Here is a 13,738-nt window from a genome sequence, read left to right as displayed (position 1 = left end):
GATAAAAAACGCTATTCAGGCCGTTCAAAGCCTGAATAGTGGAAGAACAATCACTGCCTGATGGAGAAGCAGTTAAACTGTGGCGGCTTCAATTTCCAACATAACTGGACGGAAATTACGCTTGAAATAGATGAGGCCGTGGCCTTGTTCGCTCACCGTGATATGTTTAATCTGAACCAGATACACGTTATGCGTTCCCACTTCTTGAACCTGTTCAATTTCACCTTCAAGGCTGGCGAGGGTGCCGGTTAACACCGGTTGGCCTAATGGCCCTGTCTGCCAGATATTCCAGCGAAAACGCTCTTCCATGCTGACTCCGGTCATACCGGCAAAGTGTCGTGCCATCAATTCTTGTTCGTGGTTTAAAATATTGACACACAGGCGGCCATTTTCCTGAAAAACGGTATTCATAGCACTGCTGCGGTTAATGCATACCATCAGCGTGGGTGGCGTATCGGTGATTGAGCATACTGCGGTAGCAGTGATGCCACAGCATCCGGCATGACCATCGGTGGTGACGATATTCACCGCTGCTGATAGGCTCGCCATCGCATCTCTGAAACGCAGGCGATGTTCATTTTCTACAGACATATTGGCCTCCTGCTACCGATTATTTCAGCAGCTTATCTAACTGGTTAATATCGCTATTGTTGTATAAATGTGGCCTACGCCAGCCATGCTGATCATAATCAGCAAGGCAGCGATCAACCATATCCATCATTTTTTTCATGTTGCCAGAGCCATGAGCATGGCGCAGACATTGCATCCGAATTTCATCCTGACTTCCGGCATAGTTGATTTCGTACAATTCGTGACGACCACCAAATTCACTACCAATGGCATCCCACATCAGTTTTAAAATCTTAATGCGTTCAACGTGATCGATACCGTTGGAACCCCGAACATACCGGGCGAGATATTTATCAATTTCTGGGTTATTCATATCACGTACACTGGATGGCAAATAAATTAGGCCGCTGGTGACGTTACTTTCAATAATATTTTTAATTTTCGTGTAGGCCATTGGTGCCATAACGCGATAAGTTTGTATTGCCTGAGTATCTGGCAGATAAGCGCCGCCTTTCCACGGCTTGGCTTCTGCCCACATTGCATCACTCAGTGACCAAAACAGGTTACGCCAGGCAACCACTTCACCCAGGTTAGCCTGAACACCACGGAATTCTATCACGCCAGTGCATTCCAGGCTCTTTTGTAGCAGAGCGGTAATAAAATCCAATTTCACCGCCAGCCGTACACAAGCCTGTAATGGGAACAGACTAGTGAAACCCGCTTGGATGGCCCAGTTGCGTGCACGGTCAAAGTCGCGGTAAATCAGGACATTTTCCCAAGGGATAAGGACCTTATCCATCACCAGAATTGCATCGTTTTCATCGAAACGGCTGGATAAGGGATAATCGAATGGGGAACCTGTTGCGCCTGCTACCAATTCATAGGAGCCGCGGGAGATCAATTTCACGCCTTCCGCATCCATTGGCGCGACAAACATCAGGGCGAAATCAGGGTTATCCCCCATTACTTGTGCGGAGCCAAAACCGATAAAGTTATAGTGAGTCAGGGCTGAATTAGTTGCTACCACTTTTGCGCCGCTGACGATAATACCGGCATCAGTTTCTTTTTCTAGCTTAATATAGACATCACGTGTCTGATCGGCGGGTTTATGGCGATCGATTGGTGGATTGACAATGGCATGGTTAAAGTAAACGCCTGTTTCCTGAATACGTTTGTACCAGGTACGGGCGTTATCAGCAAACTGACCATAATATTCAGGAAATGCGCCGAGTACGTTACCGAAGGCCGCTTTATAGTCAGGTGAACGACCCATCCAGCCATAGGTTTGACGTGACCATTCAGCGATAGCATCACGTTGTTGGCGCAGCTCATCTGCACTGCTAGCAAAGCGGAAGAATTTGTGAGTATACCCGCCGTTGCCGGTATCGGTATTCCAGCACAAGGTATCATGGGTTTCTGGGGCGTGCAGGGCATCGTACAACTGACCGATTGAAGCAGCAGAATTGCGGAATGCGGGATGTGTAGTGACATCTTTTACGCGTTCGCCATAAATGTAAATTTCGCGGCCATCTTGAAGGCTTTTCAGGTACTCTTCACTGGTGAAAGGACGTTTTTTGTCGGCGCGAAAATCTTCTGGTTTCATGTCTACCTCACAGTCGTCATAAAAAGCGCCTGTCTTGATATAATATAATCAATATTGGCACATGGATGTTAATTTAATGTTTGTTTTGTGTTTCTTAATTGAAGCTTTAGAACGGCATTTCTTGAATAGATTTTCGGAAGGTTGACTGGTACTTTTCGTTGGAAAGGATGCTTTGTTATTTAAAGTGTGATCCAGACGATATTTTTATGATTGTTATTTCAAGGTCTATTTTTGGCTGGTTGAGTTAATCAGATTCATGGTGATTTTATTATTGAGTTTGGTGATCGTTTGCACGATCACCTTTAGGGAGATAACAGTTATACGAGCTTATGTACAGGACCCTTGATTAAGGCACAGAGATTAATGTACATGCAGTTTTTTATTTCTGGATGATGATGGGGCATCTTCTGGGATTGCCCGCTTTTTGGTTACTACCGGCTGACGTTTTTTAGCTGTAACTAATCCGATGCTATATTTATCTGCTGGGTAATCATGGCCTCGAAATTTGTCTACTTTTTTGAGAAACATTGCCGCTACTGTTTTCGTGCTTTGTAAATGCTCTCCTTCCCCTCTTTCAGGTTCAGATAGATCAGTGAGAATTGAAGCGGCTACTTTTTTATCCTCACCATATATAACAGCTATTGCGGCACCAAAATGAAAAGGATACGCTTTTCCTTTGCTTGTTACTTTTTCCGTTATCATTAACCCTTAACCCTTGTTTTAAATCTGGCAGGTTTGTTTTATCCGTGGATCTTCTTAATGGTAGAACATCTTCTTTTAAATCTATGTCTGATGCGTTTTCAATTGATTTATACCCGTTATCTTTCAAGTTGCCTCTTTGTTGGCTGCACTCACTCACCCCGGTCACATAGTTCTCTATGCTCCCGGGGATTCGCTCCCTTGCCGTCGCGATGCATCTTGAAATCCATAGGGTATATTTCCAAATTCCACGGACATTATTACTCCCAGATCTGCTCCAATTGTTGCTTCACTTTCGTAGGGGAATGGTTTAGTTTCATTTTTGTTATATAAGATATCAAGGGTATACTCTGTGCTGCTAATACAGCTTATGGGTAGGTCTTTTTTGAAAGTTAATATCGATTCATCTTTTTCAATCTGTCTATCGAATAATTCTTCTGGTACATTGAGCCCATATTTTCTTTCTGCCGTTAAAGTATCTACAGAGCCGAAATTCAAGAATTTGTTTTTGACTCTTATCTGTGTTGATTCCCATTCTTCTTCTGGGTTATCTATTTGTATATTAAACCCGAAAATCTTGTGAATTTCAGAATTAAGCCCAGAAATATCAACCAGTGTTGACGGATTATTTCTCACCATTCGGTATAGATTCAGCCCATCGATTGTTCCAGCCGGATCGGCGCTTAACCATCTACCCACCCACGGTTGATAATAGCGATAGCCGTAATAGTAGAACCCGGTAGCATCTCGTTCTTTACCTGAATAACGGAGGGTTTTATAGCTGGCTTCTATTTGGTTTCTTGCTGCCCATAACGCTGTGCCGCCAAATGGATAATACTCTTCCTGACTGATAATTTGTCCTTCATTATCCAGTTCAAGTTGACTGGAACCAATCAAATTATCATAGCTATAACGGAGCTGATTATTGCTGATACCGGCTGGTGGTGTGGTTTCCCAGTGAAGAACCCGTACCTGTGCGTGACCTGCTGCCCCTACGGTAATAACATGCAGGTCTTCCGATATCGCGGTTCCACTTTGCGTTGTACGTAGCTCTAATCCGGGAAGATAAGTGACTCGTTGTTGCTGCGTATTGTTGCCTGTCTGTTGTTCACTGACTTTTAACTGCCGCATGCCGTCGTTGCCATAACGATACCACTCCCGATCACTGGCATTTTCGCGGCTCACTGGCGTTACCTGTTGTAGTTCGCCCCGGGCATTCCAGCTCAGATCTTGCCCCGGTAGTAGTTTTCTTTGGTGACCACCGGCATCAAACAACGCATCTACCTGTGTTGAATCTGTGGCAAGTGAACTCAACACTGCTCGATTACTGCGATTCGAGACGGCTATATCTGTGGTGTAGTTATTTTGGGTAGCGGGCGAACTGTGCCGGATTTGAACCAGATTGCCGCCGCGATCGTAATTATAGTTGCGAGTATAGTTGGTATATGAGCTGTCATCAGTAGGAAGAGGGATGATTGGTGAAGGAAGTTGGTTGCTTTGCTGGTTGATATTAGCCATCTCACGTCCTGTTGCACTGATGAGCTGGTACAGGGAATCGTAGGTATAGATATTTTCAGGAACTATTTTCTGATTACGCCAGAAACGAGTGGCTTCAGCATCATTACGAACACTGATAATGTTTCCGACCGGATCATGTTCATAGCGTAGATCTTGTAACACCTTGTTATCGGCTTGACGACGGGTAGTCGTGCTAATCAATCGCAAAGTTTCTGGCTCATAGCGGTATTCGGTGACAACACCGTTGCCATGTTCTTCACGCAGTTTCTGCCCTGCGGCGGAATAGGTCAGGGATTTGATAATGACTTGCTCACTTTGGTTTTTCAATGTCAGCCAGCTACCTTTCAATTGCCCTGCCACATTGTAAGCCAGACGTTGTATGTTGCCTTTTGCATCGGTTTGGGTCAGCAAAGCGCCAGTAGCATCAAAGGTGCTTTGTGTCGTATAAACTTCGCTATTGAGTTTGGTCTGCCAGAGGGTTTCATCGTTACCCGTCCAGTCTGCTTCCTGACCATCGGCCAACAGCTTGCAGGACTGAGATAAGATATTTTCTGTCAACGACAAACTTTCCAGTTGCGTCACGCCTGCGGTGTCGTAGTGACGCACATACTGGCCGACAAGGTTATGATCTTTCTCTGTCTGTGTATTACCTGCCCAAATAAAATACTCAGTAACGCGGGGAGCCTTTTCTTCGGGAGCTTGTTCGCTTACGGATAATAGGCGGCCGGGCAGGGTGTTAGCTTCATATTGTCGGGTCTGAGTGACGCCAGTTGCAGTTACAATCAATACTTGACGACCTTCAATATCATTGAGGGCAATGGTACGGCCGGCATCGGCACTTTCTGTTCGCAAAGTGTCGTCGGTCAGATTGTATTGCCAGAGAAAGTTGGGGGTTATTGAGTTGTCGAGCTGTTTGGCGTCATACAGGTGTGGATCGATGCTTTGGCTCAAGTGTCCTCGGACATCATATTGGTGGCGGGTAATGCGAATATCCGTATCACCTCCTGCGACAGAACGGTGGAAGTCGATGTTACGAATGGTCAGGCCACGGTTATCGTAGATGCTAACCGTGGGAGTATGTTGATAAAGTTTTGGATCAATGTTTTTCATGATTTACCTCTTGGCTGTATTAAGGATTTTGGTTGTTGCAGTTTGGCCTGCATTCAACCGAATAGGCTCATGGGCATATTATTTCCAGAAAATAGCAATAAGTTCGGTTATCAATATGCCAGCCCATACTAATTAATAATACATCCTAAATATTGATTCAGAGTGATTGAAAATATGGGTCATCTTTTATTTTCTGGTTTCTTTCCCATGAATTGGTAAATTCAGCTCAATCTATACTTGTTTTAAATGCTATTTCCCTCCGGCCAGATCAATAAAATTTCCGGTTACATATGAAGCTTCATCCGACAGCAACCAGGCTATAGCCTGTGCAACTTCTTTCGGTTGTCCACCGCGTTTCATTGGTAAGGAGTTTTTCACCCGATCAACGCGATTTGGCTTGCCGCCATCGGCGTGCATCTTGGTATAGATGAATCCAGGACGAACGGCATTTACCCGAATTCCCTGATCGGCCGCTTCCAGAGACAGGCCGATAGTCAAAGTATCGATTGCACCTTTCGATGCGGCGTAATCTATATATTCGTGTGGTGATCCCAGTCGGGATGCTGCGGATGAAACATTGACAATTGATCCGCCTTGTCCACCATGTCGGAAAGACATTCTTTTAACTGCTTCCCGTGCACAGAGAAAACTGCCTACAACATTGACGGCAAAAATATCATTCAGGCGGTCAGCGGTGAGTTGTTCAATTGGTGCTTGTGGTTTGAGAATACCGGCATTATTCACCAAACCGGTTATACATCCGAGTTCTTTATCAATTCTTTGGAAGAATTCTACAACTTGTTTTTCATCAGCGGCATTGACCTGAATGGCGATAGCTTTACCTCCCATTTTATGGATAATTTCTGTGACTTCCTGCGCTTGAGCTTGATTGGTGTGGTAACCAATTCCAATATGATGCCCTTTTTCTGCCAGATAAAGCGCTGTTGCGCGACCAATACCGTGAGATCCGCCCGTAATTAATGTGATTTTTTGCATAGTGTTCTTGTTCTCATTGAAAGTTTTATATTGAGAAATTAAATATCAAACGAATCGGTATTAATAAAGTAAAATTGAATAAAAAGCAAATTTTTGCATATGGTATGAGAATGTTTATAATGTCGACATTATTATTTTTAATTAAAAACAAAATAATCTAAGTATTATGTTGTGGATATTATAAAATATTTCTATAAATTTGGTGGGTTATTATGGAATAGCGATTTTACTTGAAAATTTTATGGATGGAAGTTCGATTTATTTATCCTTTTCAAGATATTTGTTTATATAACCTCGAATTGTTTTTGATGAATGATTCAGATGCTATAATATATCCAAATATTCTTGTGCTAATTTTGACACATGATTTAGAAAACCTAACGCAGAGGTTTTCCATAATTCAGAAACAAATTCATCGTCATTCTAATTATACCCTATGGATTTCAAGATGCATCGCGACGGCAAGGGAGTGAATCCCCGGGAGCATAGCAAACTATGTGACCGGGGTGAGCGAGCGCAGCCAACAAAGAGGCAACTTGAAAGATGACGGGTATATAAAAGTCTTTTTCTACATCATTATTAAAAAGCAGTCTATGACTTCATCCAAAGTTTTTCTATATAATAAATCATAATATTGGAAAAAATAATCACCTACTAAGAGGTCTAAAAATGGATATTGTCCGTTCATTTAATTGGGGGTTTCCATATTATTGTGATCTCCTAAATAAACTATTCAAAATAGTAGATCACTTTACAAAACGCTTTGTACAACAAGGGGACAAGCTATATATAGCAACACCATGAATTAGTGTTGGTTATCAGGTATCAAACTTTCGCTGCTCAGACATCAATCAAATTGACTACTGTATCGGTATTACGAAATGCTATTTAGTTGGAAAACAGTTTACTCAGTGTATAGAACTAGCTAACTTGAATTCCAGAACTCGAGGCAAGCGATTGAATCGAAAAACCATTTTTTTCTAAATAAGAAGAAATTCACGATAAAGTCATAGGGACTTTCATCGAGCGTGAAAACTATATTTGACATGTGCATCTAATTATTTAATGTATGATCTTGATTATTAAGGTTAAATATATTTTGTGGTGTGTAGCTCTAATTGGTAATATTATATTTGAATTTATGGTGTTTACGTGTGATTAATTAATTATGACGTGAATCACGATATTGGAAATTAGATTGTTAATTTATTGATTTTTTTTCATATGGTTTGTATTTTTATACAGAATTTAAAATAAATCATAGATTGAAAAATTAAAAAATCTAACCAGACAATACATCTTCTATTAAGAAACAGAATGCCCAATGTTAATATTTTTCAAATCTTGCAATTTTATTTAAATGAAACTTAAAAATAGTGTAACACCTTGTATTAAAGTGAAAACCTATAGCTATAACTGAGTTTAAGGACTAAGTGTAGCGGTGTTATTGGTTATTTAACTTAGTAAACCGGTGGTAATTCACATAGGATATTCTATGTAAATGAAAGGGAGACATATCCCCTATAACTTAACGATACCTATGGATTTTTCGCTGGATTAATATCACTTCTTATTTGAAAAGGAGATTACTTATCGTGTCTAAACTGGCAATACATGGTGGCTCTTCCATTCGAACAATATCTTGGCCTAGGTGGCCTACAAGTTCTTCCGAAACTGTAGATAATCTACTTTCTGTTTTAAATAGTCAGCGTTGGTCAATAAGTGGACCATATCGTGGGGTACCTTCTTTTGAACAGCGTTTTGCCGAAGCTTATGCGCGTTACACAAATGCTAATTATTGTGTTCCTGCCTCCAGCGGTACTGCTAGCTTGACTATGGCTTTAGAGGCAGTAGGGGTCGGAGCTGGGGATGAAGTCATTGTACCTGGTTTATCTTGGGTCGCTTCAGCATCAGCTGTTCTTAATATTAATGCTATTCCAATGCTAACCGACGTGAATCCTCAGACAGGATGCTTAGATCCAAATGCGGTTGAAAAAGCAATTACTTCTCGCTGTCGTGCGATTACAGTTGTACACCTCGGTTCTGCGGTTGCGGATCTGAATGCCTTAATGCATATCGCAGAAAAAAATAATTTGTCACTCATTGAAGATTGCTCTCAAGCGCATGGTGCTCGTTTTGCCGGTCAACATGTGGGGACATTTGGTATTGCTGGAACGTTCAGCATGCAACACAGTAAGCTGTTGACCAGTGGAGAAGGTGGAGCGGTACTAACTCAAGATGAGCAAATTGCTAGACGATTAGCCCATCTACGCGCCGATGGACGCACATTAAGCAGTGTACCACCACCGTTAGATCATATGGAGTTATTAGAAACCGCTGAGCTAATGGGTTCGAACTATTGCTTGTCTGAATTTCATGCCGCAATTTTGTTAGCTCAATTAGAAAAACTTGATACCGAGAATGCTATCCGGCGCTGTAATGCCGAATATTTGGATGAATTGATGCTGCAAATTGGCTGTTTTCCTCAGCAAACCACTCTGGGTACCACTGAGCGTGTCTATTATAACTATGTCATTGGTTTACCTGAATCTGTCTTAGGGAAGGCTTCAGTAGAAAAACTGGCAGAAGCCCTGTCAGCAGAGCTGAATTTACCTTGTAAGCCTATGTACGCCGCATTAAATCAATGTACGTTATACCAACCCGCGAGTCGGCGGCGTTTCGCATTAAGCAAAGACTTTCAGTCATCTGTTCAGCCGCAGCGTTTTAGCCTGCCAATAGCGGAGGCATTCTCCCATAGCCACATTGCCTTGCCGCATCATTTTTTACTTGCAGAAGAAACAGATATGCTTGATGTTCAGCGTGCTCTGGAGAAGGTAATGAGCCATGCCGGGCATCTGTGAATCACCAAAAGGCCAAAACTATTATGACGTCAACACATTGCCATCGTTTTGTGTTCATCCGACATGCAGAAGCAACATGTAATCTACAGGATAACCATGTGTTAATCAGTTCAGTTTTGCCTGATTCGCCACTGACGGAAATGGGCCAGCAACAAGCACAATTATTGGCGGATAATTTTCCCAAGGAGTTAATCGGAGACAAGATATTTAGCAGCCCAATGGTTCGAACAATGCAAACGGCCAAATTTCTCACTGCACGGTACAACTTACCGTTGATACCTGATGAGCGTTTGGAAGAAGTGCGTATAGCACCTTCACTGATACCGCCATTAAGTTTGTCGGAATGGGATGCAATGCTGGAAGAACGTTTGAATAGTCCCACAACTAAAGTAAGACCTGAAGTAGAAACTGTTATTGAACAACGCGCACGAGTGACCGATTTTTTGCGTCAACGACACCAACAGCGTGGCCGGGAAAAGGTCACTGTGATCGTTTCCCATGCATTCACTATAGAGCTAGCAATGTTTGTGTTGTTAGGGCTGGAAATCTCCCTATTACAACGCTGGCATATGCGTATCAGTAATACGGCATTGCACGTTATAGAGAATGAAGAGATAGGTGGAAAATCGAGGCTTGTCCTTGTTAACGCGAAAAATCATTTGAGATTATGGCTTTAAAGGTAAGAAGATAAAACGTATGGCTGCAAAATTTGAACGATTACAACAACTTTCCCGGCACACCGATTTTTCAGCATTGGTTCCACCTTTAGTGGGATTTGCGGCTGATAAAGCGCTTGCCATTGTAAAGCATTATCCGCAAGCAGATACCGCGCTGCTCTGCACCCTCTACAGTCAGTACATCACTGAGCACCCCGACTGGATAAAACAGGTTGAGAAAGTTTGTGGCCCAGCCCCCTGGATTATTCGCAGTGCGGGTTTAGAGGATGGTGATACTTTCGTGAATGCTGGAGGCTATGCCAGTATCGTCTGTCATTGTCCGGCAGATTTTAGTGATACGCTTTCTATGGTGGCTTTCAGTGGATTTGAACCTCAATCCATTGAACAGCAACGGTTAAGTGATCCGGGTTATCAACCGCAGCCAATCACCTGTTTTGTTCAAAAATTGATTGAAGGTACGCCATCTACAGTGGACGCCTTACAGGCTCCGTATCTGACAGCCGATGCATGCCATGATTTGAATAAAATTATCAATCAATTACATCAATATTTCTCTGAAATTGCGTTAGACACTGAGTGGGTTTTGGAAACGGATCATGGCCTGGTTTCCGTGACCGGATTGACTTTACATGCCTCTGAAGGTATCCGGGGAGAACTGGCGTTTGGTTTTGGTTTTGCGTCTGCACAATCCCCTGGCTCAAGGGCAAACTCTGTAGCCTATCATTGGCCGACGTTAGCTGCGCCTTTGTGGTATGGCGCTCAATTATGTCAGGTTCGCGTGGATAAGATTTGGTTAGTACAGGCACGCCCCGCTCCGGGTTATGTACTTGAGCGTCAGGTTGAACAGTTAACCACTGAAGTGAAAGAAGAGCTGGCACGTAGTATGCGGGTGGTTCCCGTAACAACATTGCTGCATCCGGCAAAGCCCAATTTAGGCATTTTCCTTTCGGCGTCCACATTAGACGATGCCTGGTCTCGTTACCTGCGTCTTCCTTTGCCAGTGCGATCCACTCTTGTGGCTGTCTTCGTTGAATCAGGCGTTGCCAGTGAACATGCTGGCATCATGTTCCGTCAACAAAAATTGCCCGTTTTTCTTACCCAGTTAACCAATATCCCCGCAGTTCCCTTGGTCATTATTAATAGTGTGGGAGAGCAAGCCTACTTTAGTGCGCAAAAACCACTTATCGAATTGGAAACGGAAACCATTGAATCGGTTAATTTGCCTGCGGCTGTACAGCATATTTTTGACGATAGAGAATCTCTGCCCACTACGGCGCTATCTTCTCAAGATCTTTCGGATGTTTTGCAACGTGCGCTGGCTGGCTTACCGGTATTAGAGGAAAAAATCGGTGCCTCACTCAGGCAACGTACTCTTTTCCCAACGGGGACGTGGTTACAGCATGGTGACATTGTCCGAAGCCCAAGTTTAACAGGTTGGCTCCTTGCACAAGTAGGTGAGAAGGCGATGACGCTCTACCCTGCTCATTGGTCGGCAACCGATGCAACAACAGATTATCTCTGTGCTTTCAGAGCCAAAACCGATCCGCAATCGACATTACCGCACTTATGTAAGGCTATCCCAACATTGGCAGACAAGGTCAGGCAACTTAATGACCTGCGCCTGCTGATGTTATTTATCAAAGCCGAATCGTGGATTGAGAGAATTCCCGCGATGCCATTGGCGCAATGGGTTGATGCTGCGATAACGTCCCCAAGTGGGGATGGGCGTCTGCTACTGGAATGTCTACTTCATGTGTTCGCAGATACAGACATTATTCCCATTTATGAAGATGCAGACCGGATTAACATTTTACATGCTTTAACCCAGGCAGCAGGTTCTACGCTTTCTGTTCACGAACTGTTTGAAGTTATCCATCATCGCCAATTGTCACCGACTGCACTGGCGAATCTGGTTTGTGCGCCTAAAGCGTTTGCTGACTATGTGGCTTTCTTGTCTCCACTTAAGCGCTTTAAAGCAGCCGCAGCACTGGCAGGAGCGAGTGAAGCCGCTGATTTGCTACAAGCTACGGATAGTCTGATGAAAGAGTTACATCATGCGAAATTACCCACTTTGAGGGCACTTTGTCGCATAGATTTAGTGGATACTTACGATCAGGTACTCAAGGCGGTATTAGCCGATGTTGTTGATAGACACGAGCTGATCACGTATCAAAATTATCTAGATCTACTCCGCGATTGGATGGAATTTGCACAGCTATCAACGCTTTCCGCCACAGAAAAATCGGCATTATGCGCTTTCCAGGGGTGGGTAGAACATGTTCGTCATAGCCCCATGCCGGACACTTTTTTTCTTGAATTAAAAGAAGATGTTGTAGAAATCTTGGGGGATGATTTCTTACGTTGGCAGGCTTTAATGCCTGTCGCCGGTAATATGACACCGGAACAACTACCGATAGAAAATGCCCACCAGTTACACAATCTATTGCATCAATGGATGCTGGTTCGTTTCCGGGCTGAATCAGGGCCTGATCTGCCTGCGCCTTTACATAAATTGATCAATATCGCTGATGGTTTTGGTGATGCCCGTTCTTGCCTTTTAAGGTTAACTAATAACCTCTTTGAGATTTCTCTGCCCTTTGTCGTACACAAGGCCAGTTTCCTCTTTAATGAGAAGGAATTAGTTGTTGAGTTCTGTGAGCTTCCGAATGCCCCGGAAGAGGATATTGGTCGCTTATATGTCTTCGATGCATTGGCATCACGTATTTCAGAATGGAAACCACAATGGCAGATATCATCAAATCGGGTCTGTCAATTAGGTACTTGGACACTTTTCTTACGCTTAAAACGTGCTGATGGCTTACATTGGCAGAGACAGGATCTCGAGCAACTGGTGCTTTGGTTACGAGTGCTATTCGATACTGCTTATGATTTCTCCTATGTGCCTAATGATGAAGTTTCCCATGTATATGACATGCTGGGGCATTCTCCTTGGTGTGATCTATTCCACGCTTATGTCAATTACCGGGCTGTGATTGATTTTTCTGTTCAGCGTATCACGGTTTATTCGTTGCCCTTTGCCTCAACGCTCGCTGCACTCTGCCTGAATGAATCTATACGTGATGAGGTCACCAGCGCTTGCCTTGCTGGTTTTAACCATGCCTGGGATGCTTTCCACCGAATTATTGAGAAGCTGGAAAACACAGAGGATGACCAAGAACAGTGGGAATGTCTTCACACCACCGCAGGGCAGATGGGATTACTCCTTTCAGCAATATGGCCAGAGCAGACGCTGATGCGAATGGTACAAAAACCACTCTCCCCGGTTGGGGCCGAACGGATCGCGGTCAGCTTGTTACATCGTCGTGATTTGTCGGCCACATTGCAGCAGTTGGTTACTGCTCCAGAAAATGCCGAATTGCGTAATTTAGTTTTGCACCACGTTCCTGAAATCGCAGTAAATGCAGATTCTGCTGCCTCAATCGCAGATGAAATCGCGATTTGGCAAAGTCAGTTTAAACGCTGTAAAGAGTACTTGCTTGCCTATCATGCAAATGTACTCTCTGAGGGCCAATGTCAACAATTTGTCAGACAACTTAGTCTTATCCCTTATGGCGTCACAGAGGAAATTGAAACGTATATTCAATGTGCTCTGGCCCCTATGGCCATAGAGGAGAAAGGCCGTTTTAAATTGTCTGAAGTTGATCCAATTGCGATTATTAGCACTATGCGGACAAAATGAGAGC

The 13,738-nt window shown here is 43.5% G+C and carries 8 protein-coding genes and 1 pseudogene; 4 read left to right on the top strand and 5 right to left on the bottom strand.

Features of this window, described 5'->3' with window-relative positions:
* Positions 1–72: 72 nt before the first annotated feature.
* The 5 genes from hpaC to LG003_RS04145 all read right to left on the bottom strand — a co-directional run bounded on the left by hpaC (position 73) and on the right by LG003_RS04145 (position 6,496).
* On the bottom strand, positions 73–591 hold the full coding sequence (gene hpaC, locus LG003_RS04165) for a 4-hydroxyphenylacetate 3-monooxygenase, reductase component (RefSeq protein ID WP_112876798.1): 519 nt from the start codon (positions 589–591) through the stop codon (positions 73–75).
* Between the two features lie 19 nt (positions 592–610).
* A complete protein-coding gene (gene hpaB / locus LG003_RS04160) occupies positions 611–2,173 on the bottom strand; it encodes a 4-hydroxyphenylacetate 3-monooxygenase, oxygenase component (protein WP_112876797.1) in 1,563 nt (520 codons plus the stop codon).
* Between the two features lie 360 nt (positions 2,174–2,533).
* Positions 2,534–2,875 (bottom strand): hypothetical protein, encoded by a 342-nt coding sequence (locus LG003_RS04155; protein ID WP_262980225.1) that lies wholly within the window; start codon positions 2,873–2,875, stop codon positions 2,534–2,536.
* Positions 2,876–3,049: 174 nt separating this feature from the next.
* A complete protein-coding gene (locus LG003_RS04150; RefSeq protein ID WP_262980224.1) occupies positions 3,050–5,500 on the bottom strand; it encodes an RHS repeat protein in 2,451 nt (816 codons plus the stop codon).
* Between the two features lie 249 nt (positions 5,501–5,749).
* A complete protein-coding gene (locus tag LG003_RS04145) occupies positions 5,750–6,496 on the bottom strand; it encodes an SDR family oxidoreductase (RefSeq protein WP_262980223.1) in 747 nt (248 codons plus the stop codon).
* Positions 6,497–7,390: 894 nt separating this feature from the next.
* Between LG003_RS04145 and LG003_RS23230 the strand changes: the two are divergent.
* The 4 genes and pseudogenes from LG003_RS23230 to LG003_RS04130 all read left to right on the top strand — a co-directional run.
* Positions 7,391–7,484, top strand: a pseudogene (locus LG003_RS23230) (IS1 family transposase); the annotation flags it as partial.
* 607 nt (positions 7,485–8,091) lie between these two features.
* Positions 8,092–9,357 (top strand): DegT/DnrJ/EryC1/StrS aminotransferase family protein, encoded by a 1,266-nt coding sequence (locus tag LG003_RS04140; protein ID WP_205068645.1) that lies wholly within the window; start codon positions 8,092–8,094, stop codon positions 9,355–9,357.
* A 23-nt stretch (positions 9,358–9,380) separates the two neighbouring features.
* A complete protein-coding gene (locus LG003_RS04135; protein WP_146747887.1) occupies positions 9,381–10,034 on the top strand; it encodes a histidine phosphatase family protein in 654 nt (217 codons plus the stop codon).
* A 19-nt stretch (positions 10,035–10,053) separates the two neighbouring features.
* Positions 10,054–13,734, top strand: a complete 3,681-nt coding sequence (locus LG003_RS04130; RefSeq protein ID WP_262980222.1) for a hypothetical protein — start codon at positions 10,054–10,056, stop codon at positions 13,732–13,734.
* Positions 13,735–13,738: the final 4 nt, after the last annotated feature.

Source organism: Photorhabdus kleinii, assembly GCF_025384885.1.
GTDB classification, from domain to species: Bacteria; Pseudomonadota; Gammaproteobacteria; order Enterobacterales; family Enterobacteriaceae; genus Photorhabdus; species Photorhabdus kayaii.
This window is presented reverse-complemented; position numbering and strand designations above follow the sequence as displayed.

Bases quoted from the DNA above. Each gene is read 5' to 3' on its own strand.
- hpaB (WP_112876797.1), bottom strand. From the start codon at position 2,173: ATGAAACCAGAAGATTTTCGCGCCGACAAAAAACGTCCTTTCACCAGT.
- LG003_RS04150 (WP_262980224.1), bottom strand. From the start codon at position 5,500: ATGAAAAACATTGATCCAAAACTTTATCAACATACTCCCACGGTTAGC.
- LG003_RS04135 (WP_146747887.1), top strand. From the start codon at position 9,381: ATGACGTCAACACATTGCCATCGTTTTGTGTTCATCCGACATGCAGAA.
- hpaC (WP_112876798.1), bottom strand. From the start codon at position 591: ATGTCTGTAGAAAATGAACATCGCCTGCGTTTCAGAGATGCGATGGCG.
- LG003_RS04130 (WP_262980222.1), top strand. From the start codon at position 10,054: ATGGCTGCAAAATTTGAACGATTACAACAACTTTCCCGGCACACCGAT.
- LG003_RS04145 (WP_262980223.1), bottom strand. From the start codon at position 6,496: ATGCAAAAAATCACATTAATTACGGGCGGATCTCACGGTATTGGTCGC.
- LG003_RS04155 (WP_262980225.1), bottom strand. From the start codon at position 2,875: ATGATAACGGAAAAAGTAACAAGCAAAGGAAAAGCGTATCCTTTTCAT.